The following is a 23117-nucleotide window of genomic DNA, read 5'->3' as shown; positions in this document are numbered from 1 at the left end:
ATCAATCGCGACGATAGACTATTGCGTCGGGAAGGCGAGTGAGCGTGAAGCGGTTGGAAATCCGCCCCATCGATTCGCTATGCCCAAGGCAGACAAAACCGCCGGGATTCAGGCAATCGTGGATATTGTCAGCCGCGACCAGCCGCGCCGCATCGTCGAAATAGATCAGCAGATTGCGGCAGAGGATCACGTCGAACTTGCCCTGACGGGCCATGTCCGCCGGATCAACGATGTTTGCACTCGTGAACCGCACGGATTCGCGAATATCCTGAATGATGCGGCGCCGGTGTCCGTGCTCGGACTCGAAATAGGATTGCTTAACCGCCTGCGGAAGCCGGGCCAAAGAACGTTCGGCAAAGTGCCCTTCGCGCGCCCTCGCCAGTGCATGCGTGTCTATATCCGATCCGACGATCTCGATGTTGTAGGCATCCACCAGAGCCCAGTTTTCAAGCAACCAAAGCGCAATCGAGTAAGGCTCCTCCCCCGTGGAGCACGGCAGCGACCATATGCGAACCAGATCGCCGGGCCGCCGTACCCGAACCAGCTCGGGAAGAATATCGTTCGAAAGGGCGGCCAATTGCTGCTCCTCGCGGTAGAAATAGGTCTCGTTGATCGTGAAGGCGTTGATCAGCGCCTCACGTTCTTCAAGGTGGGTGCCTAGCAAGGCGATGTAACCGGCGGCGCTTGAAACTCCGTTGCGGTGCATACGGTCGGCAATCCGGCGCTCGATATAGTACCGCTTGTTTTCCCCGAAGACCATTCCGGTCCAACGATACAGAAGCTCACCGACACGGGCGATTTCTCCCGCGGTCAGCGAAACCTTCTGCTGCGAATTTGCGCGCTCGTCAGGCACCGAGAAGTCGTTTCGACAATTCGGCGGCAATATCGTCCAGCGGGCAGACGCATGACGCGGCGCTGCGCGCCACCAGAGCACCCGGCATTCCCCAGATTACCGCCGTACTCTCCGCCTCCGCAATGGTTTGGCCGCCCATGGCGTGCAATGTGCTCATGGCCGAGGCTCCATCTGACCCCATACCAGTCATTAAGACGCCGATCAGCTTTTCCGGCGCGACCACGCGCATGGCGCTTTCGACCAGACGGTCGACGCTGGGATGCCAGAAATATGCGGCACTGGACGGCGCCGGCATGGCCACGAGTTTTCCGCCTCGGCGAGACAGAATAAGGTCGGCATCGCCCTTGCCGATATAGGCGTTGCCCGGTGCAAGGGGCGTGGTTTGGGTCACCTCATGAACCGCAAGACCGCCAATGCGATCGAGCCTTCGCGCCAAGGGCCCTGTAAAGCTGCCGGGCATATGCTGCGCGATCACTACCGGCCAAGGGAAAGCCTCGGCCAAGTCGCCAAGCAGGACATCCAGCGCCTGAGGGCCGCCGGTGGAGCAACCCACCAACACCACGCCGGCCTGGGACAGATGCTCCGAAGGAGTGGAAACAGGGGGCGAAACGGACCGCGATCCTGTCACCTTGCGAGTGATGGCGCCGGCAGATGGATTCGCCTGCTTGCCGGCGTGCAGAGCCCGAACTCTTTCCCGCAAGCGCAATGCGCGCGGGACATGCGCCTTCGCAGCGGCCCGCACTTTGTCCACCAGCGCGTCCGCTATCGCGTCGATCTCCAGTGAGAGTGCGCCGCGCGGCTTCGCGACGAAATCGACCGCCCCCAGGCTCATGGCCTCAAGCGTCTCTTCGGCGCCCTCGCTGGTGAGTGAGGAGACCATGACGACGGGTGTCGGGCGCAGCACCATGATGCGGTCGAGACAGGTCAGCCCGTCCATATCGTGCATGTGAACGTCGAGCGTGATCACGTCCGGCGCGAAGTCCGTAAGCATCTGCAGCGCCTCCGTCCCGCCGCGCGCCGTCGCCACTTCGAACTCGCCGGTCGATCCGAAGATATCGCTGAGCAGGCGCCGAATAAGCGCGGAATCGTCGACGACCAGCAATCGCGTCACGGTCAGGCCTTCGCAGCCTTTGCGCTCAAACCGGCAAGAAGATCGCGTTCCGCCCGGTCCAGCAGCGCCTGCGGATCGACGATCAGCACTAGATCCTCGCTGGTCGCCAATTGAGCGACCCGGTCGAAAATCCGCGCCTCCTCACTGCCGAGATCGGGAGCCTCGCGAATGTTCGCCTCTGCAATTTCGATCACTTCCGACACGGCATCGACGATAAAGCCCGCAGTGAGCGTGCCGATGCGGACGACGATGACGCGCGGCTTGTCCCCAGCCACCGCTTCCGCGCCGTTGAAGCGCCGAACCTGATCGATCACCGGAATCACTTCGCCGCGCACGCTCATCAGGCCTTTCACGAAGGCAGGCGCCTTGGGCAAAGGAGCGAGGCGTTCCGGCAAGGAGCTGATTTCCTGCACTTCGCGCACCGGCAAGGCGAAGCGGTCGCACCCGATGCGGAACAGCACGAAGCGTTCCCCTTGCGCCATGGTCTGGCCGCCGTTCATCTCGTCTTGGTCCCCGGAAGCGGTTTGGTGCAGCCTTGCGGTGATATCTTCGCGCAGCAACTGATCGCAGGAAAGCACCGACAGCAATCGGGTTCCTTGGTCCATCCGGCAAATGGCCTGAATCTGCGCTTCACCTCCGCGCTTGAGCGCCTGCGGGACGAGGTCGATCTGCCCTTCCGACACACGCTCTATGGCTTTCATGGCTTCGACGACGAGCCCGATTTGGTGGCCGCCCACATGCACGATGACAACACGTGCCGCGTGAGACCTATCCCACGCGCGAAGCCCCAGCAGCGCCGACAGCGACAGCAGCGGCAGAACTTCACCGCGCAGAGGCATTGTACCCACCACGGCTGCGTCCGCATGCGGCATGAGCGTTATCTCGGCGGGAAGCCGGCGAATTTCCACCACCGAATCCAGGGGAAGCGCGAAATCCTGCCCTCCGGCCAGAAACGTGACCAGCGCATGGGTTTCGCCGTCATCAGCTCTATCGGCGGTTTCCGCCTGATCCTGACCGATTGGCGCAGCACGCTGCCGGGTGCCCTGCGGGCGCCTCTCCGGCACGGCACGCTTCATCAGGGCAGCAAGGTCCAACCTCGACACTTCCGGGGGGGCATCATCCCCCACCACCTTCGCAACGGCCGTGACGGCAAGACCAACCGGCCCATCCAGATCGGCCACGATGATCCGCCCGACCTCTGCATCCGCCTCGCCCAGCAGGCGCGCCACCGAAAGCACAGGAACCACCGTCCCGCGCAGGTTGGCAAGCCCGAGCAGCGCGGCAGGCCCATGCGGCACACGTGAGAGTCGGCTGGGCGGCGCGATTTCCCGCACGAGCGACGCCGGCAATCCCAGGCGACGCTCGCCCACGCTGAATGTCAGCGTTCGGCCCGTCAGGGCAGATACCTCCTCCACCGGCTCAAACGTCCCCAGTGGCAAGCACGGACGCGATGGAGGCGATGTCTTCGATCGACGCTGCCAGCGATTCCGCGCCCTGGGCTTGCTGGCGCGCGGCGGAGCTTGCTTCTCTGGCGGCAACGGCCGCCAGATCGGCAGCCTGGGCGATCTGGTCCGTGCCGCTTTTGACTTCGCGCACCGATCGCAACATGTCTTCGGCTCCGGCAAGGATCGCGCCGTTCACATTGCGGACTTCGTTCAGTTCCTGCGTCACCAGCGAAAAGCGATCGATAATCGCCCGGTTGCGCCCGATTTCGGTCTCCGCCGCACCGAGAACCTGTTCGAAATCGCGGCGGACAGTGGATATCTGGTCCTGTATCTGCAGCGCGGTTTCCTTCGTGCGTTCCGCACTCACGGCAGCTTCGCGCGACAGCTTGCGGATATCGGCCGACACGGTCGCGAACCCGCGCCCCGCCTCGCCGGAGCGCGTTGCCTCCACCGCGCCACTGACGGAGAGCATGCTCGTCTGAACAGCGATCAGCGAAAGATTCTCCGCCATGCGCTCGATCCGGCGGGTCGTCTCAGCCAGCGTGCGGTAAAGCCCGAGTACACCGCTCACGTCGCTGAGCGCAGCACCCACGCCCTCCGCCAAGCGCTGGACCATTTGCTCGCTGTCCTGAACCGAGCCGACGATGCCGTCGATGGCCGTATCGGCGATCTGCGCGCGCGATTGCGCAATCTCAGCGGCGCGTTCGATCTGCGCCATGGCGGCATTGGCCTGGACAGTGGCCGAAGCCTGGATGTGCGTGCCCCGACCGATCTGCTCCAGCGCGACCAGGATCTGGCCCGAAGCGCCGGACAATTCCTGGATGGTCGCCGAAAGTTGTTCCGCGGCAGCCGCCACGTCCACGGCGGCGCCGCCGACATCGCCAGCCTGCAATCGCGCGGTCAGATCACCCAGCGCGTCCGCGGTCTGCTGGCTTTCGTCCAGCGAGGTGCTTTGCTGCTCGACCGCCTGCTGCGCCTCCGCCGCCGCAGCGGACTGTTCCTCCGCCGTGCGCGCGATCTGTTCGGCGCCTCGTCCAGCCTCGCCGGCAGCGCGTTCTGCCTCCACGGCGTTTTCGAGAATTTCCTGTGCCCCGAGGGCCAGCGCCTGAAGGTTTTCGGACGCCGATCGCAGCCGCGCCACAACCTGATGGCCGGACTGGGCTTCGCTGCTCGCGGCGGTGGAAGAAGATCGCACACGCTCCGCGATCCGCACCACTTCCTCACCGATGCCGGACGCCAGCGCGCGGACCTCATTCGCACGCGCTTCGGAATCTTCTGCCAGCAACCGGACTTCGTCGGCCACTATGGAAAAGCCCGCGCCGCCATCGCCGGCCCGCGCCGCCTCGATCGCCGCGTTCAGCGCCAAAAGGCTGGTCTGATCCGAAACATCGACGACACTCGCCCCGATGTCCGCGATACGGGCCGCCGCCTCCTCCAGCGCCATCATTAAGCCTGCGGTGGCAAGCTGACGCTGTGCACTCAGTTCGATGGCGGAAACCGAGGCGGTGATCTGGGCACTGATATCGGCAAAGCCGCCCTGCACCGCCTCTGCCTTCCGTTTTGACTCCTCGGCCCGAATGCGCGCCTCGCGAAAACCGGATCCCAGAGACGCAATCAGGCCAAGCGATTCCTGCGCCGCACCGGCAGCTTCCTCTGCGCCGCTGGAAATCTGGTCCATCGCCCTTTGCAGCTCCGACGATGCTGCCGATGCTTCGGCAAGGCTGCTGGCCAATTCCTGAGTGGCCTCATCGATGCGGTCGGCGGCCGAGACCGGCTTCGCCTTGGCGCGGCGGCGCGGCTGGGGCGCGGTTTTGGCGGGCGCCGGAGGATGTGGCACCGCAGCGGATGCAGGCGATTTGGTGCGGGATCCGAGGGTCGATTTCTTCACCAGCGCCATGGGTTCTCTCGATTCTGTGTCAACGCAGGCGGGCATACGCCATGCAACCGATGCCCGCTAGTGCCCCACGGCCCCGGCGATACAGCGGACGATCCACGCATGAAATGACCGCGCCGGGTAGCGCGTCCGGCGCGACGAGGCGAACCGTCATGAGGGAACGCCTACGCGCCCCGGAAGCTTTCATTGAAAAGCTGGGCGGAGTTCCCGCGTGCCGGCTCGGTCACTTCTCAGGAGATGTTCGCATGCCCTCCCCCAAGGACCACCGCAGCCCCGCCGTAAACAATGCTCTCGGCAAAGTTCTGGCCGGCTCAGGTCGCAACGAGAGCAAGACCACCGCGGGAAATGGGGGCGAACTGCATCAGGAGGTGGCCGGCGCGAGCAGCGATCCCGCAGCGTATCTGACGGACAATTTCGGCCATCGCATCTCGGACAATCAGAACAGCCTTCGCGCAGGCGCGCGCGGACCGTCGCTGCTGGAAGACTTCGTCCTGCGTGAGAAGATCTTCCATTTCGATCATGAGCGCATTCCCGAACGCATCGTCCACGCGCGCGGGTCCGGCGCGCACGGCGTGTTCGAATGCACCAAGGCGATACCGGAACTGACCAAGGCATCGATCTTCCAGAAAAACGGCGCGACCTGCCCGGTCTTCGTCCGCTTCTCGACCGTCGCCGGGGGCGCCGGATCGGTGGATACACCCCGCGACGTGCGCGGCTTTGCGGTGAAATTCTACACCGATACCGGCAACTGGGATCTGGTCGGCAACAACATCCCGGTTTTCTTCATCCAGGACGCCATCAAGTTCCCGGACCTGATCCACTCGGTGAAAATGGAGGCCGATCGCGGCTATCCGCAGGCCGCGTCGGCCCATGACACGTTCTGGGATTTCATCTCACTGATGCCCGAAGCGCTGCACATGGTCATGTGGGCGATGTCGGACCGCGCGATCCCGCGTTCCTTGCGTATGATGGAGGGGTTCGGCGTGCATACCTTCCGCTTCGTGAACGAGAGCGGCGAAAGCAAATTCGTGAAGTTCCACTGGCGCCCGGTGCTGGGCATGGAAGCACTGGTCTGGGATGAGGCTGTGAAGATCGCCGGAGCCGATCCCGATTTCCACCGCCGCGACTTGTTCGAGGCGATTGCCGGCGGAAACCATCCGGCCTGGGACCTGGGTGTGCAAGTGTTCGATGAAGATTGGGCCGCGAAGCAGCCCTACGACGTGCTGGATGCCACCAAGCTGATCCCCGAAGAGGATGTTCCTCTGGACATCGTCGGCAGGCTAACGCTCGATCGCAATGTCGACAATTTCTTCGCCGAGACCGAGCAAGTTGCCTTCCTGCCCAGCAATGTGATCCCGGGCATCGATTTCACCAACGACCCGCTGCTTCAGGGACGTCTGTTTTCCTATCTGGACACGCAGAAGTCGCGCCTCGGCACCACCAATTTCCACCAGATCCCGATCAACGCGCCCAAGTGCCCGTTCCACAATTTCCAGCGTGACGGGCTGATGCAGACCATGGTCCCGACCGGACGGGCCAACTACGAACCCAACAGTCTGGCAGAGGCCGGTGAGGATGCCGGCCCGCGCGCCGATCCGGAAACCGGCTTCACCACCTTTCCGCAAAATGCGGAGCGAAACGATCCGGCAGAGAAGCTGCGAATCCGATCGGAACTATTCGCCGATCACTACAGCCAGGCGGCCTTGTTCTATCACTCGCAGACCGAGAACGAGCAGGCGCATATCGCTTCGGCCATCGTGTTCGAGCTGTCGAAAGTCGCCATCCCGCACATCCGCGAGCGCGTGGTTGCCCGCCTGCGCAATGTCGATGAGGATCTGGCCAAGCGCATTGCCGAAGGGCTTGCCATCGGCCTTCCCGCAAAAGCCAAGCCGGCGCGCGAACCGGTTGCGATGAAGCCGTCCGATGCCCTCTACATCCAGAAGAACGCGCTCGATACGCTGGAGGGGCGCAAGATCGGCATCCTGTTTGCCGAAGGGTCGGACAAGGCCGCTATCGAAAAGCTGAAGGCGCAGATCGAGAAGGCAGGCGGCACGCCGTTCCTCGTCGCGCCAAAGGTGGGCGGCATTGCCGTGAAGGGCGGCACGCTGGAGGCCGATGGCCAGCTGGCGGGCTCCCCCTCGGTCGTGTTCGATGCGGTTGCCTCGATCCTGATGCCGGACGCGGCTGAGAAGCTGGCCTCTCAAGGCGCGGCGGTGCAATGGTTCATGGACGCTTACGGGCATTGCAAGACGATTGCCCACTGCCCGGGCACCCAAGTGATCCTCGACAAGGCTGGCGTCGAGAAGGACGACGGCGTCGTCCCGGTGGAAGATTTCGCGAAAGTCAGTGCGAAGCGGCACTGGTCGCGCGAGGCGACGGTGCGCGATCTGGCGTGAGCGCGTCCATCCCGCTTACCGAGGCGAGGGACCTCAGAACCGGTAGAGTGCCATGGCGCGACACCGAATGGAGCCCTCCCCACTCAGGTCCGCTGCCGGCGGCGCATGTCGACGTTGCGATACTGGGCAGCGGGATCATGGGCTCGATCCTTGCCGAGCGGCTGTCTGGCAGCGGACGGGCTGTAGCCATCTGCGATCGGCGCGCACCTGCCACCGGCAGCACCGCTGCTTCCACCGCGCAAATCATGTGGGCCATGGACGTCCCTTTGATCTCGTTATCCAACGAACTGGGTGAGGACGAGGCGGCGCGGCGGTGGAAGCGGGTGTTTGCCGCCGTCGAACGTTTCGGCAAGCATCTCGATGGACTTGAGCAACCTGTGAAGCGAGACGCGCCGACGCTCTATCTGGCTGGCGATCTCCTGGATCCGGACGGTCTTGAAGCGGAAGCCAATCTCCACCGGCAGCATGGCCTTCCCTCGGATTTTCTCCCGGCCGCCGCAGTTGCGGAGCGTTTCGGTGCGGTCCCGCGATCCGGCATCGTTTCTACCGGCACTTATGCCATCGACCCAGTCCGGACCTGTCACGCTCTGCTGGCCCGCGCGCAGAAGCACGGCTGCACCTTGACCTATCCGGTGGATGTCGTCGCCCTTCACCGCTCTGCCCAGGGCGTGGAACTGGAGTTGGCGGACGGCCGCAGCTTCACTGCAAGCGACGTGATCCTCGCCACCGGATATGAGCGCGCGCGCCTGTTCCTGCCGCCGGCCTTCTCACTATTGTCCACGTACGTCATCGCCACCAAACCCGGCACCGCACCGCTATGGAAAGAGGACGCCATGATCTGGGAAGCGAGCGATCCCTATCTCTACGTCCGATCCTGCGGCGAAGGTCGGATTATCGCCGGCGGCGAAGATGTGGAGATTTCCGAAGCCGAAGCGCGCGACGATTTGCTGCAAGGCAAAGCAGGCCGGATCGCCGCCCGACTGGCCGCAACGTTGGGGCGCGAGAGGATCGACTGGGATTGCGCTTGGACGGCCACCTTCGGCAGTTCGCCCGATGGATTGCCGGCCATCGGACCCGCGCAATCGATGGAGCATGTCTGGATCGCCGCAGGCTTCGGTGGCAATGGCATAGCCTTCGCGGCACTTGCCGCCGAAATTCTCGAAGCCTCGCTCGATGGTTCTCCGGATCGGGATGCCGAATGCTTCGATCCTTATCGGTTCCGTGAATGATGCTCTTCCGCTCGCCAACGCAAAAGCGCCGCCCCATCCGAAGATGGCGGCGGCGCCTATGACCGGCGGGCCCGTTTCAGGCCGCCGCACTCAGCCCGTCAGGCTCAGGGCTTTTCGGAACCCGGCGCACCCGACTTGGGCGCCTTGCCGTCTTCGATCCGCCCTTCGTTGCGAAGATCGCGGCCTTCCTGGGCCTTTTGCTGGCTCTTGGCGGACTTGCCGTGCTCGTAGGCTTCTTCCTTCACGTAGCCGGCCGCTTCCTTGATTTCACCCTTGATGCTCATCGATGTCTCCTGTGATTTTGCCATGCCTGGCTCGTGCAAAGGAAGCGCGCGAAAGCGGCATAAGCTCCGGTCCTCGGCGCGTTTTCGCCTGCCGCTGGGATGGAGCGTTGCCCGCACGCGGCAGACGCGCATTGCGTTCATCCGAGCGGAACCGCCGATTTCGCCACCAGCCGCGCAACGTAATCTAGCTTGCCAACGATCGCGGCAGAGAGGTGAAACGGATAGAGGTCCGGCTGCCCCATCGACCGGTTCATGGCGTCCATGCTGAACGAGAAAAAGGCGATCATTCCTGCAAGCTGCGCCGCATCGGCCGCGTAAGGATCGAACCCCAGCGACGGGGACCGGTCCGCCCACTCGTCGATCGACGACAGGGAGAGCCCAAACCCTCCAGCCGTCGCCAGCACGTCTACGATGTGAAGGTAGTGAGCAAAGGTCTCCGCAAAGTCCTCCCAGGGGTGCGAGGCTGCATAGTAGCTGACGAAATCGTCGGTCCAGACTTTGCCGCCGCCTTCGGCGTAGTGGGCCTGCAGGCTTGCCTGATAGTCGGCCCTTTCGTTCCCGAAGACCGCCCTGAACGCTTCGACTTCATCCGGATCGCTGCCGACGAGGCGGGACCAGAAATGGTGCCCCACTTCGTGCCGGAAACGGTCCAGCACCTTACGATAAGGTTCGCCATCGCATGTCGGATGCGCTCCCGTTCGGCATCGTCGGCCTCCACAAAACTGAGCGTGATCACGCTGCCATCGTGGCCGGTGAGGACTTCCGGCGTCCCCGCCTCTTCCGCGGCGCGATCGTGAAGGAAATCGAAGGCCAGCCCCTGCCCGCCGCACGGCGCGTCTACCTTGGTCTCCAAGGGCAATCGCAATTTAAGCAGCGTATGGAACAGCCTTCGCTTGGCTTCCTCGATCCGCGCCCATCGCGCCGGCACAGAGGGTTCGGAGAGGTCGGGAATCGTGCGATTGTGGCGGCAGGCCCGGCACAGCGCACTGAGCGCATCCTTCTCTACCAACCAGTTGCAGATCTGGAAATCGTCGTTGTTGGCGCAAACGACCACTTCGGCGTCCGCGCCGGTTCCATCGCGCCACCGGGTCGCATTGTCGGCCAGAAAACGGAATATATCCGCCGCCGCATCATATCCCAGCGTAGCGGAACAATCGGGACACAGCCGCGCCTCGAAATGAAGCAGGCGGCTGCAATTCGGACATGGGAATTCCCGCCAGCGGTTACGCATCGAACGGCGGCCTCATGCGTTGCCTCCTCAGATGCAAACAGGTGAGGATCGCCCCAATGACATGGTCTCTTGCAGAGCTTTCCAATAAAATGAAGGACATCGATTTCGCAATGCTCGCGACCCACGCCAGGGGCGGAGCGATCGCGGCGCGGCCGATGAGCAATAACCGAGAGGTAGACTATCAAGGCAGCGCCTGGTTCTTCACCGAGGAGAGCGCGCTGATGGTGGCCGATATTGAGGCCGATCCCAAAATCACGCTGTCCTATCAGGGCAAGTCGGGGCTGCTCGGCCAGCGCCCGTTTTTCCTCGCTGTTGAGGGCCATGCCAGGCTCATTCGCGACAAAACTGCACTTGCCAAGCATTGGACGGACGGTCTCGATCGTTGGTGGCCCGAAGGACCTGCAACCCCCGGTCTCGTGCTGATCGAAGCCCAAGGCGAGCGCGCACGTTACTTGGATGGAGAGGAAGAAGGCGAAATCGTTCTGGGAATTGCATCGTCATGACCTCGCTCTCGGACGCTCACACTGCAGTCTCGCCGCTCGCCGGTCGCAAGGCGATCATCACCGGTCGGACGACCGGGATCGGGCGGGCTATTGCAGTCCTGTTGGCGAGTGAGGGCGCGGAAGTCTTCATTTGCGGCCGTTCGTCTGAGCACCTTGCCGACGCACTCGCAAGAGTAAGCGAAGTCGGCAAGGGCAGCGGCATAGCTCTCGATCTTGCCGAACCTGGGCAATTGGACCGCTTTTTCGACGAAGCCCAAAACTACCTCGGCTCTCCCGATGTCGTGATCGTCAATGCCGCCGTTACCGCCCAAGCCCTCTCCAAAATGTCCGCTGACGAAATACGCTACGCGGTGGAAGTCGATTTCACCGCTTACATCCTCAGCGCAAAGGCCGCGCAGGAGATATTGGCCGAGAAGGGCGATATCGTGTTGATAGGTTCCATGTCGGCGCATGTTCTTGGGCCCGGATCAACCGGATCGTGTCCCCAGAGGTGGTGTAGCTTTTCTGGACCACCTTGCTTTTCGGCTTCAGCCTGAGCCGATCATGAGCCAGGTACTGCCGACAGCATGACAATAGGATTGTCGCTGAGCGGGGCCATCGTTTCAAGCGTCATGTAACGTGCGCGCTGGACGGCCCATTCGTCGGACTGTTCCATGAGGATGGCTCCGACGAGACGGGTGATGGCGGCTTCGTTTGGGAAGATCCCAACGACCTCGGTCCGCCGTTTGATTTCGCCATTGAGGCGCTCGATGGGGTTTGTGCTGTGTAGTTTGGCGCGATGCTCGCGCGGGAATGTCATGTAGGCCAACACATCGGGCTCAGCGTCGTCCATCAGCGTGGCTAGCTTGGGCAGTTTGGGCCGCACTTGGTCGGCGATCGAGCGCCACTGCTGGCTCGCAGCTTCTGGGGTTTCCTGGGCGAAGGCGGTGGCGATGAACGCGGAGACCACGCGCCTGCCGCTCTTGCCGGCATGGGCGAGTGCATTGCGCATGAAGTGGACGCGGCAGCGCTGCCAGGTCGCGCACAGCAGCTTGGAGACCGCCGCCTTAATGCCTTCGTGCGCATCGGAGATGACCAGCTTGACGCCACGCAGTCCTCGGCGCGTCAGTTTGCGCAGGAAAGCGGTCCAGAACGGCTCGGCCTCGGAAGGACCGATATCCATACCTAGCACCTCGCGGCGGCCATCGCTGTTGACGCCCACCGCGACGATCACCGCCACCGAGACGATACGCCCGTTCTGCCGCACTTTCACGTAGGTGGCGTCAATCCATAGGTACGGCCAGTCGCCTTCGATTGGGCGTTCGAGGAAGGCACCGACTTTCTCGTCGAGTTCCTCGCAAAGCCGGCTGACCTGGCTTTTCGAGATCCCATCCATACCCAGCGCCTTCACCAGGTCATCTACCGAGCGGGTGGAGATGCCCTGGATATACGCTTCCTGGATCACCGCGGTCAGCGCCCGCTCGGCCATGCGACGGGGTTCGAGGAAGCCGGGGAAGTAGCTTCCCTTCCTGAGCTTGGGGATGCGCAGTTCGACCGTCCCTGCTCGCGTCTGCCAGTCGCGCTCGCGGTAGCCGTTGCGCTGGACCAGCCTCGCCGCAGATTTCTCGCCATGGCCGGCACCGGTCAGGTTGCCGACTTCCATCTCCATCAGCCGCTCGGCGGCAAACGAGATCATCTCGCGCAGAATATCTGCATCCGGGGTCTTCTCTACCAGCGAACGCAAGTGCATCATCGGATCGGTCATCGTGATTCCTTCCGTCAAGTTTGAGCTTCGCAACCCAAACCTACCCGAAAATCACGGTGACCACCTCAGCCTTCAGCTACACCACGTCCTGGGACACGATCATCAACCGTCTATGCCGGCATGAAAGCAGGCATCGCCGGCTTTGCCGAGGCCCTTCGCCGCGAACTCGGGCCCAAGGGAATAAACGTGGGTCTGGTCGAGCCTGGAAAGACCGGTGCGGACTTCCAGTACCCCGACATTCCGGCGGAGAAGCAACGCGCCATGATTGCGGAGGAAACGATGCTCCGCGCCGAAGATATCGCGGTAGGCGTCCACTACCTCCTGACTCAGCCGAGACGAGCCGTGGTCCAACAAATAACGATAGCGCCCCGCGAACAGGCGCAGGAATGATCGAGGAACCGCTCTAGCGCTAGTCGAAGCGTGCGACTTGAGAACAGCGAAGCTTCAGTCTCGGGAAAAGGGTTATTCTCGTCCGCCACGGGGGATGCACTCTATCGGTCGGCATGAGAGAGGACCCTTGCCGCCAACAAAGGCCGCGCCCATTCCCGCTGGACGCGTTCTTGTTCCAACGGCGCAACGGCCTCTTGCAGTGAGCCGCTGCGCCGCAGAATCCGGGACTTCAAGCTAGGGCACGCGGTTCAGCGCTTGTGCCTCGGCTCGATCCAAGGCGCTTCAAGGCACCCTTCGGCCTCGTCCGAAAAAGAAGCCAAGGACTAGGATCACGACCGCAACAAGCAGGAATACCTTGGCAAGGCTGGCGGAAAGACCTGCTACACCGCCAAATCCCAGAAGTGCTGCAATGAGTGCAACAACGGCAAAAATGATGGCCCAGCGAAACATGAGGCCTCTCCCTAGATACGAACGCTGCATCGACCTTTTCGAACAGCTCAGTTCTGAAACATTCGACCTACCCCGATGTTCCGGGAACTGCTGGAATGGCCGTTGGCAAGGCATTTGAACTCGTAAGGTTCCCGTTTGTGTTCGGCGCCATCCCGAGCCCCTCCTGCTCGGCGCGTACTATCGCAAGGCGGTGGCCGCCGAGGATGCGACCGATCGACGTGTTTGACGAATTTGTTTGCCCTGAGGAAAGCGGGACAAGAGTCCTAACAGTCTGGCGCAGCGATCCAACAGATTGACATGGCAACCGTAAATGACGGGATCAAATCCTCGGCGGCGCGCATTCCATCCATTCACGATTCAGGATGAAAGCCGATCATGATCCGTTCAATCCTTATCGGTCTTGTGGCCGGACAACGTGGAATATCGCCGCTAGCCTCGATCGCACTTGGAACGCGCCGCGGTGCTATTCCGCCGGCCCTTCCCCTTCAGGCGCTATTAAAAAATCCTATTGTTGCGGCAGGAACGGCGGCCTTGGCTGCTGCAGAGATGGCCGGCGACAAGATGAAATCGGCCCCGGATCGCATTGTGCCTATAGGATTGGCCGTGCGTTCAGTCACCGCTGCATATGCCGGGGCTGCGCTTGCCCCCCGCGGAAGCCGCGCGGCAGGTGCGATCGTAGCGTCGGCCACCGCACTGGTGTCTTCGTACATTGGCTGGCGGCTGCGGTGCGCGGCGATGCGGCGCTATGGACAGACGGCAACCGGCTTCGTTGAAGATGCCATGGTCCTTGGTTCCGGTATTCTCGTGGCAAACCCTGATCTGATCGCGGGACAGAAGACCGGCGGATTACTCACTCGACATGTTCGCAATGCCTGAATCTAGCGTTTGCGATCGATGCCCGGGGATCGTTCGAGATTAATTTGAGGAGAGGAATGATGAGCCCCGACAACGAAAGAATAGAGGTTCCAAACGAGGATGCCCGCGCCGGAACAACACCTGGAGTTGTCCGGTATGTGCTACTCATCAGCTTGATTCTAGTGGTCGCTGCCCTGTCAATGATCTGGATCGTACGCGCCGTTCAAGCCCCCAAGGATACAGGCAGCATCAACGATACCCGCCAAGCGGTAGAACAGGGTTACGCGGCACCGCAAGATCAACCCGGGATGCAAAGCCCAACGCCGCCGGCAGACTGAGCCGATCTGCGAATTTGCCCGTCCCGAGAGCCAGACGATTTCGTCGCGTTGAAAGGGCGATCGAAGTACTTGTACCGTATCAGCCTCCGGACCGCTTGCGTCGCGTCTCCCAACCTTTCTTGGCTGCGGCGGATCGATAGGCACGGCTCTGCGATTTTCCGCCAATGCGACCTCCCTTCTTGGACGCCGCGTGGTTTTCCTTCTTTCCCCGGCCCGATTCGGATTTTTTACCGCCGCCGGACTCCTTATTGACCGTTGCCCAAGCCCGTCGTTCGGCCTCTTTGTGGCCGACACCACGGTCTTCGTAGTCTTCTTCAATATGTTCGGCTTTGCGCTTTTGCTTGTCCGTATAGCTGGATTTGTCACCTCGCGGCACAGCCTCTCTCCTTTGACAAGCGTTCTTATGCGTCAGGAATTCGCCTCAAAAGGCTTCGTGAACGGCTTCGACACGCCAAACTGCCGAAAGGGCAGAGTTTCGGGCTCGTAACCGAAGCAGAATGCACAATTTAATCTGTTCAGGAAGTTGCCTTCGACGAGTGCCGGCCGAATTCCCTTCTCGCCGGCATCATCTTTTTCGGCCGACTTCCCGAATATTTCCCGGCGGAGCCGGTCCATCCTTGGGTCTACCCGCGCTCTCGTCCTTTTTGTTCGGTGCCGTCGTTGGTGCCGGCGGATCACCCTCGACGGCCGGAGTTCGGATCATCTCGTTCTCGACCTCATGGTTCTTGGGCCGCGATCGGCTTTCGCTCATGATGCATCTCCTTCAAAGCGTGACGCTCGGCACCTGCATGTTTGTCCTAAACAAGGGTCGGCCGTTTATCGTTCCTCGCCGAAACAGCTCTGTATTCTCCGGTGACACAATCACTGTGTCCTCCGGAACGGGATATGCTCCGCATCCGTTGTAGCGATACGAGGGCAAGTGAGGTGACCGTCATGGCAGATACAAGAAACACCTATCCTCCGATCCGCGACACGTCTGGTCATGACCATCAACGCGCAGCGCCCGGCCAGGATACCCAAGGTACCGGCGGCGTCGGAGCCCGGCCGACCGATAACCATGGCGGCGGAGCGGCGAAGGATATTCCCCTCGACACCCGAACGGGTGTTCAAGCGGGAAGCCCCCGCGGCAACCCCAGCCAACAGGGATAGTTTTCGGAAAATCGCTGGGCGACGGCCGCGCGAGAGCCGTTGCCTCCGGAAAAATGGCCAGAACGCGGGGGTGCGCTGGTGGATGAGCCAATCAGCCGGACGGAAATGAAAACGATCGGCAAGGTCTGGGTTTCTCGATCGCCGATGCTGCCGGCGTATTACGCCCAGCATTGGCAAAGATACCGGTCGGATTTTCTGCCGCTGCTCAGGAGAGGCCCGACCTGTGAAAATCGCGACCTACAACGTCAATGGCATCAATGGACGGCTTCCAGTGCTTTTGCGCTGGCTTGAAATCGCCGAACCGGACATCGTTTGCCTGCAGGAATTGAAAGCGCCGCAGGACAAGTTTCCCGAGACCGCGATTGGGGCAGCGGGCTACCAGGCTATCTGGCATGGGCAGAGCCGTTGGAACGGAGTGGCAATCCTCAGCAAAATCGGCGAAATTCACGAGACCCGTCGCGGGCTTCCTGGCGATCCTGAAGATACGCAGAGCCGCTATATCGAAGCAGCGATCAACGGTATGCTCATTGCCGGGCTCTACCTCCCCAATGGCAATCCGAGGCCAAGCACCAAGTTTGAATTCAAACTGAGATGGTTCGAGCGATTGCGGGATCGGCTTGCCGAACTTGTCGCGCTGGAAGCTCCGGTGATTGTTGCGGGAGACTTCAACGTCATGCCAACGGATCTCGACGTCTATGCCCCCGAGCGCTGGCGCGACGATGCGCTTTTCGCGCCGGAGGTGAAGGCGGCTTACGCCGGCCTTCTTGAGCAGGGATGGACCGATGCGCTTCGGCATCTCCACCCGCATGAAACCAATTACACGTTCTGGAAATACTGGCGCGGTGCCTTCGAGCGCGATGCAGGCCTCAGGATCGATCACGTCCTTCTCAACCCGGTGGCATCCAGGCTTCTGGTGGCTGCCGAGGTCGACCGGCGCGCGCGTAGCTGGGAAAAGACCAGCGATCATGCACCTGTCTGGATCGAGCTTGGCAATGAGACGGTTCGCAAGTCTCGGCGCAAAGCATAGGAGCACGATATGATCCCGGAGAAATTCCTGCTCGATGCCAATGACTGGGTGCCCAACAATCAACGCCTGCCGGTGCTGATATACCGAGGCGTGGAAGGCGGCGAGGCGGAACAGATCGCCGAAGCCTTCGAAAGACGCTTCGCAGAGCATGGCTGGCCGCCGAAATGGCGCGACACGATATTCGATTATCATCACTATCACTCGACGGCTCATGAGGCATTGGGCGTGGCGCGCGGCCGCGCCTCGCTGATGCTGGGCGGACCAGGCGCCCTGACCGTGAGTGTCAAAGCGGGTGATGCACTCGTGCTCCCGGTCGGCACCGGCCATTGCCTGATCGAGGCCAGTGAAGATTTCTTGGTTGTGGGCGCCTACCCCGAGGGGCAGGTTTGGGATATTTGCCAGGACTCGCCATCGAAGGCGGCACTCGAGCGCATCCAGACGATGGAAGCAACCAAGCAAGATCCCGTTTCTGGTGGATGATCGCGAAGTTGCGCGAACAGGAATCGCCCGGCTTCACGCTTCGACCTCCACTCGTCTCAAAAAGCAAAAGCTCCGTGGCCTTTCCTATTCGGACAGCACTTGAGGAACGAATAGCTGGGGAACGAACCCGTCAACGGCGCACTTACTATTGCAAGCCCCGAAAACGGAGGATTCCATGGCAGACGAGTTCACCGACGCAATCGCGCTGTTAAAGGCCGACCACCGGAAGGTCGAAGACCTGTTCCAAAAGTTCGAAGCCGCGCGCACGTCATCCCAGAAGAAATCACTTGCGCACGAAATTTGTGTCGAGCTCAAGATCCATACGGCCATCGAAGAAGAGATCTTTTACCCGAGTTTTCGGGGAAAAATCGAGGACGACACACTCGACGAAGCCTATGTCGAACATGACGGCGCCAAGATTCTGATTAACGACATCGAGGCAGCCTCGCCGGATGACAACTTCTTCGCAGCAAAGGTCAAAGTGCTGTCCGAAGAAATCAAGCATCACGTCCATGAGGAGGAAATGCCCTCTGAGGGGATGTTCGCGCAGTGCCGCAAGGCAGACGTCGACCTCGTCGAGCTGCGCGACCGGATGCTGGCTCGCAAGAACGAACTGCTTGCCGCGGCGAGAGGCGGTAGCCTGCCCGCTGCGAAGCCGACAGCGGTCAATCTTATCGCTGCCTAAGAAATCTGACGGCCAGCCGATCGTCGGTCGAACAAACGCTTGGGTTATCTCTTAAAGGCACCCCAAATCGATGAGCACTCCAGACAAACCAAGCGCCCGAAGACTTAGCCGCGCCGGCATCTTTGTCGTCGTGGTTATTCTCGCGGTGATCGTGCTGGTCTTTGCCGGACGTAATGTTTGGCATGCTGAAAAGCTGGATCAAGAACAGGAAACCGGCGTCAAAGAGCAAAGTGGCCTCAATTAATCTAGCAGTTTTTCCGGCATTGCCCATGCCCGAGGCGGCGGTGTGCCGCGTAACGGAAGCAACCTCGCCGGATAGCCGCCCCGCCGCAGATCGCACATCCGTTGGACGATAACGCGCGAGCCTATCCGACTGGCCGGGTGCTCAAAACGCGAACGATGAGGAGAGGTAAGATGGCGCGCTTCGGCTACAAGCTCATGAGCGAAGAACACAGTCCAAAGGCCTTGATCGAGAATGCCATAGCGGCCGAACGTGCGGGTTTCGACTTTGTCTCTATCTCCGATCATTACCACCCATGGCTCTTCGCGCAGGGTCACGCCTCCTTCGCCTGGAGCGTGCTTGGAGCAATCGCACACGCAACCTCGCAGATCGGCATAACGACAGGTTTGACCTGCCCGATTATCCGCTATCATCCGGCGATCATTGCACAAGCCGCCGCGACGATTGCGATCATGTGCGACAACCGTTTCTCCTTGGCAATCGGTGCCGGCGAACGGCTCAATGAGCATGTTACGGGAAATCTGTGGCCCTCCATCCCGGAGCGGCATGCCATGCTGGAAGAGGCCATCGATATTTTTCGGCTGCTGTGGTCCGATGGGGCTCATAGCTTTCAGGGCGCGTATTTCACGCTGGACCATGCCCAGATCTTCGACCTTCCGAGCGAGCCGATCCCTGTCATCCTGGGAGTGAGCGGCCCGGCGTCGCTCGAACTGGCAAGATCCAAGGCGGACGGCATCATGACAACCGATCCTAAGGCGGAGATTGCCGAAACCTCTCCCGACGGCCCGAGATACGTCGAGGTCGCTCTCGCTTATGCGAAAAGTGAGGAAGAGGGACGCAAGGTTGCGCACGAGCGCTTCCGTTTTTCGGCGTTCGACTGGTCGGTCAACAGCGAGATCCCCACGGTGGAGGGCTTCGAAACGGCAACGAAATTCGTGCGCCCCGACGACCTCGCCGACAAGATCCCCGCGGGCCCCGACGTCGACAAGCACCTTGAAGCCATACGGAAAGCCCTTGATGCTGGCTTCGACCACATCGTGCTGACAGGAATTGGCCCGGATCAGGCCGGGTTTCAGCGCTTTTTCGAGGAAAGCCTGCGTTCGCGACTGGTTGGATAATTGGCTCCGCACCAGCGGCGATTTAGGCGCAAGCAGCCGCGAAGGTTCCAGTTAGAGGATGAAACGACATGACGGATAAAATGGAAAAGGACCCCGCGCAGGGCGTCGGTTCAATCGTCAAGGGCTATGCAAAGCGACTCGCAGGAGAAATAGCGCCGCGGCCCGACCTTGTGGTGGAAGGCGAAAAGGAACAGAGCGAGGGCGTGCGCCGCATCCGCGAGGCGCAACAGAAAACACAGGAGCGGAAGGCGGATTGAAAACAGGAGGCCAGGACGCAATGTTCATTTCCTCCTCGATAAGTCACCCGCCGGACCAGGGGAAATGCTGCAAATGAGCGGTGCTCTTGATCATCGACGTCTACCGGCGACATGGCACTTTTGGCTTGGAGACCATGTGGCTTGGTGGGTTGATCATGCTCCGGTTCGCGCCCCGACGATAAGATAGCGCCATACACCAACCGCATTGATTGCGAGCAGCACCAGGTTTTGCCAGCCAATACCTTCGCTGTCCGGATTAAGGAAACCCCAGGCGATAAGAGCAAGTGAACTGGAGACAAAGATCACCATTGCCCACCCGGTCCACAGCCTGCCCAAATTGAGCGATACAATCAGCGATGCGACTACGGCTGCGCCCGCGCCGTAGTATTGAAGCGCATCTCGCGACCAATCGGGCATCTCAAGCCTTTCCGCGCGGAACGACGCTGATCTTGCCGCCACGCTCTATGTGGCGAGTCCCACGTTCTCGACATGCGCGACCTGTTCCATCCGCAAGCAATTCCACGTGTTCCCCTAAGAGCGATCGCTTTCAGGACGCAGGGGATGCACGGCCTCACCGTTGAGGATGGCGCACATCGCCCCCGTTACTACGCGACGTGACAGTTCGCCCCTCAGGAGCGAATTGTCACAGTCCGGGATCAAGTTATCCGCTTGAGTGGGTCAATCAATAGCGAGGCGAGAGCCCGTATCGCACCCTTTCCTGTTCGACCTCCTCAGGCGTGTAGGCAGGAGCATTTTCGTCGAATCGCGTCCAACCACTTTCCCGGTAGCTGGCTCCGCGTGCGGCAATATCGACGGAACCGACGGTATCGACTACGGCATTGGCGCGATCCACTTCGGCATCGTCAACCTTTGCACTGAGCAGCACTCCGCCGCGGCGCACGCCCTCGGAATAGACCTGCGCCTCTTCGTCGCTGTGTCCGGCGTGCGTGAGTGCACCGACGATACCACCAGCTGCTGCGCCGCCCACCGCGCCAACACCTGCACCAACCGCTGCAGCGGCCAGCCACCCCGCAGCAACGATCGGTCCGAGGCCAGGAATGGCCAACATCCCCAATCCAGCAAGAACGCCGCCAGCACCACCCAGCACGGCGCCGGCGGAGGTGCCTGCAGCGACTGCACCGCCCTCGCTCACACCCTCGCGGACGTGTTCTCCATGAGCATTGTTGGCGATGACACTGATGTCGTCGCGGGGCACGCCAATGCTTTCAAGCTCGCGAATTGCCTCTGCGGCATCCGCATAATTGTCGAAGAGACGAGTGATTGTCTTTGTCATGATCTTTCTCCGCGCTGGTGGGGGTCAGTGGACGGTGACATTGCCCTTGTAATCGAGTGCAACCATCACGGGCTTGCCGTGCCGCATGGCCTTTCCCTGCCAGACGCCATTCTCATTTTGTGTAAGCTTGCCGATGTTCGTGTAGCCGGCCTTGGCAATCCGACCCCGAGCCTGATCCTCTGTGAAAGAGTTGTGCCCCTTCGCAGCGTTTCGGGTGGTGGCTACAGTGGGGTCCTTAACCGCGGGGTTGTGGGACTGCGCGTAGGCAGCAGAAGACCCCAGCGCGGCAGCAAGTGCCGCGGCAATTACGATTTTCATGGTGTTTCTCCTCTCTGCTGACCTAACGAATTCCTGCGTTGTTGGTTGCCCGGAGAGGTCGCAGCGGAGAAACGTTTTGCCGTCTCGTCGGTTCCTGCTGCAGAGGGGCTTCCGCCCCCGTCTTTGCCGTTCAAGCCCCGATTTTCCGTTCCGAGGAGGAGCCCGTCCGCTTACGCATTCTGGATGCCTAAAATGACCAGAACCCGCCATTCTCCTGCTGTTGAGTGCTCGGCAAGGATGCTCCTTCAACGCCCGCTTCTTGACCAGGGTGAACGCCGAGCCGGCGCCACCGCCAGAGCACAGGGCGATTGCCGACGTGCTAGTGGAGTATGGGAAGAGGTTTCTGGTCCGTAATGTAGTCCGAGCGCCAGCATTGCCAACAGGTGAGCGCCCTATCATGGGGCTGTGTTCAGGATCCGAAAGTTACGAGGCCCCGCTCGTCGATTTCCCAGGCCGGGTTCCAGGCAATCTCCCATGCGTTGTCGTCTGGATCCGCGACGTAACCCCGAAATCCACCGTGCTCCGGCGAGTCCGGTTCGCGCAATATCTTGCCGCCCGCCCCGGCCAGTCGCGCGATGACCGACTTCACCTCTTCCTTGGACGACACGTTATGGGCGAGGGCGAACGCGCCGGGCCGGTGTAGTCCGCTGCGGGTCATATCCTCCTCCAGCTTGGTTTGGAGCCAAGTCCCAAACACGAACCCGTTCATCTGGTAGAATGCGATCTCCTCGTTCTCGAAGACCGGCTTCCATCCGAAGCCACCGTTATAGAAGCGCTTCGACTGCTCAAGGTCGCGAATGCCCAGGGTAATGACGGAGACCTGCTGCTGCATGCTCGCCTCTTCGATCGATCGCCAAATGGCCGTGAACAAAACACCATAGGTGTCAGTCGGTTTCACGATCAAGCCTAGATCGACGCTGTTAGTGCACGCTTGACAGACTTGGGAGGAACTTGGCTACATCGTGGTGATTATAAGAACATCGGAACGGAACGCGCCGATGTCCAACGATGCCGGCACGCTATTCGAGGAGAGTGAGGGTGGACGAGGCCAACTTGAAACCGGCTGGTGAACTCGCCAAGCATCGCAAGGCGGCGTTTCCCAATGAGAGCGCGGAATATTCTGAAGCCCGCGAGAGGCTACTGGCAGAGGAGATCGATTTTCGACGCCGGATGACCCGTCTGGCCGAGCATCGTAGGGCGCTGCCGCCCGGTCCGCTGATCGAGAAGGACTATCGCTTTCGCGACGCGGCGGGGGTCGATCTCGGACTGATCGACCTGTTCGGCGACCACGACGCGCTGATCACCTACTTCTGGATGTTCGGACCACAGCGTGATCGCCCCTGCCCGATGTGCACGAACTGGCTGGGAAGCGTCGATGGTAACGCCATTGACTTGAAGCAGCGAGCCGCGCTCAAGATCCTGGGTCGCAGCCCGGTCGCACGCCAACAAGCCTTCGCCGACGAGCGCGGATGGCGGAACCTCGATTTCATCCAGACGGTTGGAGACGATTATGCACTCGATCTGGGTGTACTTACGCCCGAGGGTGACGAGTATCCCGCCTTGGTCGTATACCAGCGCGACGGCGATGCGGTGCGTGCCTTCTATTCGGCTGAGATGCCGGCGGAGGCAGCCGATCCGGGACAGGACCCACGGACTGCGCCTGACATAGCGTCGCTCTGGAACCTACTCGATCTCACGCCTGAAGGTCGGGGGGCGGATTGGTATCCGAAGCACTCCTACGATTGAGATTAATCCCGTTTTCGCCATGATCCCCGAACGTTCGTGACAAAGGGCGCCGAGGTATCTGGCGCCGACGGCTCTCAAC

27 protein-coding genes and 1 pseudogene are annotated in these 23117 nt (G+C 61.3%); 14 read left to right on the top strand and 14 right to left on the bottom strand.

The annotated features are described in order from the left end of the window. Position 1: 1 nt before the first annotated feature. From ACZ1JV_RS04715 to ACZ1JV_RS04700, 4 genes are read right to left on the bottom strand one after another with little or no spacing between them, the layout of a single operon-like run. Positions 2-853, bottom strand: a complete 852-nt coding sequence (locus tag ACZ1JV_RS04715; RefSeq protein WP_465148573.1) for a CheR family methyltransferase — start codon at positions 851-853, stop codon at positions 2-4. After that, positions 846-1964: a chemotaxis-specific protein-glutamate methyltransferase CheB gene (gene cheB, locus ACZ1JV_RS04710; RefSeq protein ID WP_465148572.1), complete on the bottom strand. Its 1119-nt coding sequence runs from the start codon at positions 1962-1964 to the stop codon at positions 846-848. The genes ACZ1JV_RS04715 and cheB overlap by 8 nt, the downstream gene beginning before the upstream one ends. Before the next feature lie 2 nt (positions 1965-1966). Beyond that, positions 1967-3379: a chemotaxis protein CheW gene (locus tag ACZ1JV_RS04705; RefSeq protein ID WP_465148571.1), complete on the bottom strand. Its 1413-nt coding sequence runs from the start codon at positions 3377-3379 to the stop codon at positions 1967-1969. Positions 3380-3383: 4 nt separating this feature from the next. Further along, a complete protein-coding gene (locus tag ACZ1JV_RS04700) occupies positions 3384-5246 on the bottom strand; it encodes a methyl-accepting chemotaxis protein (RefSeq protein ID WP_465148570.1) in 1863 nt (620 codons plus the stop codon). Positions 5247-5548: 302 nt separating this feature from the next. On the opposite strand from ACZ1JV_RS04700, the gene ACZ1JV_RS04695 reads away from it, so the two are divergent. Together ACZ1JV_RS04695 and ACZ1JV_RS04690 are read left to right on the top strand one after the other, a co-directional pair. Then, positions 5549-7699 (top strand): catalase, encoded by a 2151-nt coding sequence (locus tag ACZ1JV_RS04695; RefSeq protein WP_465148569.1) that lies wholly within the window; start codon positions 5549-5551, stop codon positions 7697-7699. Positions 7700-7746: 47 nt separating this feature from the next. Continuing rightward, the gene (locus ACZ1JV_RS04690) at positions 7747-8928 is read left to right on the top strand and encodes an NAD(P)/FAD-dependent oxidoreductase (protein ID WP_465148568.1); all 1182 of its coding nucleotides are present in this window, start codon (positions 7747-7749) and stop codon (positions 8926-8928) included. Positions 8929-9032: 104 nt separating this feature from the next. Here ACZ1JV_RS04690 and ACZ1JV_RS04685 read toward each other — a convergent pair whose 3' ends face one another. Next, positions 9033-9212 carry a hypothetical protein gene (locus ACZ1JV_RS04685; RefSeq protein ID WP_465139655.1) on the bottom strand — a complete coding sequence of 60 codons (180 nt, stop codon included), beginning with the start codon at positions 9210-9212 and terminating at the stop codon, positions 9033-9035. A 137-nt stretch (positions 9213-9349) separates the two neighbouring features. Then, positions 9350-10443 (bottom strand): annotated as a pseudogene (locus ACZ1JV_RS04680) (zinc-binding metallopeptidase family protein). 56 nt (positions 10444-10499) lie between these two features. Here ACZ1JV_RS04680 and ACZ1JV_RS04675 point away from each other — a divergent pair. Then, entirely contained in the window at positions 10500-10946 is a 447-nt protein-coding gene (locus ACZ1JV_RS04675; protein ID WP_465148567.1) for a pyridoxamine 5'-phosphate oxidase family protein, read from the top strand. After that, positions 10943-11482: an SDR family NAD(P)-dependent oxidoreductase gene (locus tag ACZ1JV_RS04670; RefSeq protein WP_465148566.1), complete on the top strand. Its 540-nt coding sequence runs from the start codon at positions 10943-10945 to the stop codon at positions 11480-11482. Before ACZ1JV_RS04675 ends, ACZ1JV_RS04670 begins: the two co-directional genes overlap by 4 nt. Positions 11483-11487: 5 nt before the next feature. Here the strand turns inward: ACZ1JV_RS04670 and ACZ1JV_RS04665 are convergent, their stop codons facing one another. Beyond that, on the bottom strand, positions 11488-12690 hold the full coding sequence (locus ACZ1JV_RS04665) for an IS256 family transposase (RefSeq protein WP_465149753.1): 1203 nt from the start codon (positions 12688-12690) through the stop codon (positions 11488-11490). A 120-nt stretch (positions 12691-12810) separates the two neighbouring features. On the opposite strand from ACZ1JV_RS04665, the gene ACZ1JV_RS04660 reads away from it, so the two are divergent. Beyond that, the gene (locus ACZ1JV_RS04660) at positions 12811-13080 is read left to right on the top strand and encodes a hypothetical protein (RefSeq protein ID WP_465148565.1); all 270 of its coding nucleotides are present in this window, start codon (positions 12811-12813) and stop codon (positions 13078-13080) included. Between the two features lie 282 nt (positions 13081-13362). Here the strand turns inward: ACZ1JV_RS04660 and ACZ1JV_RS04655 are convergent, their stop codons facing one another. Next, positions 13363-13530, bottom strand: a complete 168-nt coding sequence (locus ACZ1JV_RS04655) for a DUF1328 domain-containing protein (RefSeq protein ID WP_207080913.1) — start codon at positions 13528-13530, stop codon at positions 13363-13365. Positions 13531-13905: 375 nt separating this feature from the next. Between ACZ1JV_RS04655 and ACZ1JV_RS04650 the strand changes: the two genes are divergently transcribed. Both ACZ1JV_RS04650 and ACZ1JV_RS04645 read left to right on the top strand, forming a co-directional pair. Beyond that, positions 13906-14406 (top strand): DUF4126 domain-containing protein, encoded by a 501-nt coding sequence (locus ACZ1JV_RS04650; protein WP_465148564.1) that lies wholly within the window; start codon positions 13906-13908, stop codon positions 14404-14406. A 59-nt stretch (positions 14407-14465) separates the two neighbouring features. After that, on the top strand, positions 14466-14723 hold the full coding sequence (locus tag ACZ1JV_RS04645) for a hypothetical protein (RefSeq protein WP_465148563.1): 258 nt from the start codon (positions 14466-14468) through the stop codon (positions 14721-14723). Positions 14724-14802: 79 nt separating this feature from the next. Here the strand turns inward: ACZ1JV_RS04645 and ACZ1JV_RS04640 are convergent, their stop codons facing one another. Together ACZ1JV_RS04640 and ACZ1JV_RS04635 are read right to left on the bottom strand one after the other, a co-directional pair. Then, on the bottom strand, positions 14803-15099 hold the full coding sequence (locus ACZ1JV_RS04640) for a plasmid stabilization protein (RefSeq protein WP_465148562.1): 297 nt from the start codon (positions 15097-15099) through the stop codon (positions 14803-14805). 32 nt (positions 15100-15131) lie between these two features. Further along, positions 15132-15338, bottom strand: coding sequence for a hypothetical protein (locus ACZ1JV_RS04635; RefSeq protein ID WP_465148561.1), 207 nt, complete (start codon positions 15336-15338; stop codon positions 15132-15134). 757 nt (positions 15339-16095) lie between these two features. On the opposite strand from ACZ1JV_RS04635, the gene xth reads away from it, so the two are divergent. The 6 genes from xth to ACZ1JV_RS04605 all read left to right on the top strand — a co-directional run bounded on the left by xth (position 16096) and on the right by ACZ1JV_RS04605 (position 19680). Continuing rightward, entirely contained in the window at positions 16096-16899 is an 804-nt protein-coding gene (gene xth / locus ACZ1JV_RS04630) for an exodeoxyribonuclease III (RefSeq protein WP_465148560.1), read from the top strand. A gap of 9 nt (positions 16900-16908) precedes the next feature. Continuing rightward, positions 16909-17379 (top strand): cupin, encoded by a 471-nt coding sequence (locus tag ACZ1JV_RS04625; protein WP_465148559.1) that lies wholly within the window; start codon positions 16909-16911, stop codon positions 17377-17379. A 175-nt stretch (positions 17380-17554) separates the two neighbouring features. Beyond that, complete coding sequence (locus ACZ1JV_RS04620; RefSeq protein ID WP_465148558.1) at positions 17555-18064, top strand: hemerythrin domain-containing protein; 510 nt, start codon at positions 17555-17557, stop codon at positions 18062-18064. 70 nt (positions 18065-18134) lie between these two features. Further along, on the top strand, positions 18135-18308 hold the full coding sequence (locus ACZ1JV_RS04615; protein ID WP_465148557.1) for a hypothetical protein: 174 nt from the start codon (positions 18135-18137) through the stop codon (positions 18306-18308). Between the two features lie 170 nt (positions 18309-18478). Next, a complete protein-coding gene (locus ACZ1JV_RS04610; protein ID WP_465148556.1) occupies positions 18479-19423 on the top strand; it encodes a TIGR03557 family F420-dependent LLM class oxidoreductase in 945 nt (314 codons plus the stop codon). Positions 19424-19503: 80 nt separating this feature from the next. After that, the gene (locus ACZ1JV_RS04605) at positions 19504-19680 is read left to right on the top strand and encodes a hypothetical protein (protein ID WP_465148555.1); all 177 of its coding nucleotides are present in this window, start codon (positions 19504-19506) and stop codon (positions 19678-19680) included. A 153-nt stretch (positions 19681-19833) separates the two neighbouring features. Here the strand turns inward: ACZ1JV_RS04605 and ACZ1JV_RS04600 are convergent, their stop codons facing one another. From ACZ1JV_RS04600 to ACZ1JV_RS04585, 4 genes are all read right to left on the bottom strand, one after another. Beyond that, positions 19834-20097 carry a hypothetical protein gene (locus tag ACZ1JV_RS04600; protein ID WP_465148554.1) on the bottom strand — a complete coding sequence of 88 codons (264 nt, stop codon included), beginning with the start codon at positions 20095-20097 and terminating at the stop codon, positions 19834-19836. A gap of 265 nt (positions 20098-20362) precedes the next feature. Then, entirely contained in the window at positions 20363-20974 is a 612-nt protein-coding gene (locus ACZ1JV_RS04595) for a hypothetical protein (protein WP_465148553.1), read from the bottom strand. Positions 20975-20998: 24 nt separating this feature from the next. After that, positions 20999-21292 carry a hypothetical protein gene (locus tag ACZ1JV_RS04590; protein WP_465148552.1) on the bottom strand — a complete coding sequence of 98 codons (294 nt, stop codon included), beginning with the start codon at positions 21290-21292 and terminating at the stop codon, positions 20999-21001. A gap of 409 nt (positions 21293-21701) precedes the next feature. Continuing rightward, a complete protein-coding gene (locus tag ACZ1JV_RS04585) occupies positions 21702-22190 on the bottom strand; it encodes a VOC family protein (RefSeq protein WP_465148551.1) in 489 nt (162 codons plus the stop codon). Between the two features lie 140 nt (positions 22191-22330). On the opposite strand from ACZ1JV_RS04585, the gene ACZ1JV_RS04580 reads away from it, so the two are divergent. Next, positions 22331-23038 (top strand): DUF899 family protein, encoded by a 708-nt coding sequence (locus ACZ1JV_RS04580; RefSeq protein ID WP_465148550.1) that lies wholly within the window; start codon positions 22331-22333, stop codon positions 23036-23038. Positions 23039-23117 lie beyond the last annotated feature (79 nt).

Source organism: Novosphingobium sp. BL-S-19, assembly GCF_055521675.1.
The sequence above is the reverse complement of the archived record's forward strand: the minus strand, read 5'-3'. Positions and strand labels throughout refer to the sequence as shown.

What these genes read in the sequence shown, in the direction of transcription:
- ACZ1JV_RS04695 (WP_465148569.1), top strand. Translation starts at nt 5,549, where the DNA reads ATGCCCTCCCCCAAGGACCACCGCAGCCCCGCCGTAAACAATGCTCTC.
- ACZ1JV_RS04685 (WP_465139655.1), bottom strand. Translation starts at nt 9,212, where the DNA reads ATGAGCATCAAGGGTGAAATCAAGGAAGCGGCCGGCTACGTGAAGGAA.
- ACZ1JV_RS04675 (WP_465148567.1), top strand. Translation starts at nt 10,500, where the DNA reads ATGACATGGTCTCTTGCAGAGCTTTCCAATAAAATGAAGGACATCGAT.
- ACZ1JV_RS04670 (WP_465148566.1), top strand. Translation starts at nt 10,943, where the DNA reads ATGACCTCGCTCTCGGACGCTCACACTGCAGTCTCGCCGCTCGCCGGT.
- ACZ1JV_RS04665 (WP_465149753.1), bottom strand. Translation starts at nt 12,690, where the DNA reads ATGACCGATCCGATGATGCACTTGCGTTCGCTGGTAGAGAAGACCCCG.
- ACZ1JV_RS04660 (WP_465148565.1), top strand. Translation starts at nt 12,811, where the DNA reads ATGAAAGCAGGCATCGCCGGCTTTGCCGAGGCCCTTCGCCGCGAACTC.
- ACZ1JV_RS04655 (WP_207080913.1), bottom strand. Translation starts at nt 13,530, where the DNA reads ATGTTTCGCTGGGCCATCATTTTTGCCGTTGTTGCACTCATTGCAGCA.
- ACZ1JV_RS04650 (WP_465148564.1), top strand. Translation starts at nt 13,906, where the DNA reads ATGATCCGTTCAATCCTTATCGGTCTTGTGGCCGGACAACGTGGAATA.
- ACZ1JV_RS04645 (WP_465148563.1), top strand. Translation starts at nt 14,466, where the DNA reads ATGAGCCCCGACAACGAAAGAATAGAGGTTCCAAACGAGGATGCCCGC.
- ACZ1JV_RS04635 (WP_465148561.1), bottom strand. Translation starts at nt 15,338, where the DNA reads ATGGACCGGCTCCGCCGGGAAATATTCGGGAAGTCGGCCGAAAAAGAT.
- ACZ1JV_RS04625 (WP_465148559.1), top strand. Translation starts at nt 16,909, where the DNA reads ATGATCCCGGAGAAATTCCTGCTCGATGCCAATGACTGGGTGCCCAAC.
- ACZ1JV_RS04620 (WP_465148558.1), top strand. Translation starts at nt 17,555, where the DNA reads ATGGCAGACGAGTTCACCGACGCAATCGCGCTGTTAAAGGCCGACCAC.
- ACZ1JV_RS04615 (WP_465148557.1), top strand. Translation starts at nt 18,135, where the DNA reads ATGAGCACTCCAGACAAACCAAGCGCCCGAAGACTTAGCCGCGCCGGC.
- ACZ1JV_RS04610 (WP_465148556.1), top strand. Translation starts at nt 18,479, where the DNA reads ATGGCGCGCTTCGGCTACAAGCTCATGAGCGAAGAACACAGTCCAAAG.
- ACZ1JV_RS04605 (WP_465148555.1), top strand. Translation starts at nt 19,504, where the DNA reads ATGGAAAAGGACCCCGCGCAGGGCGTCGGTTCAATCGTCAAGGGCTAT.
- ACZ1JV_RS04600 (WP_465148554.1), bottom strand. Translation starts at nt 20,097, where the DNA reads ATGCCCGATTGGTCGCGAGATGCGCTTCAATACTACGGCGCGGGCGCA.
- ACZ1JV_RS04595 (WP_465148553.1), bottom strand. Translation starts at nt 20,974, where the DNA reads ATGACAAAGACAATCACTCGTCTCTTCGACAATTATGCGGATGCCGCA.
- ACZ1JV_RS04590 (WP_465148552.1), bottom strand. Translation starts at nt 21,292, where the DNA reads ATGAAAATCGTAATTGCCGCGGCACTTGCTGCCGCGCTGGGGTCTTCT.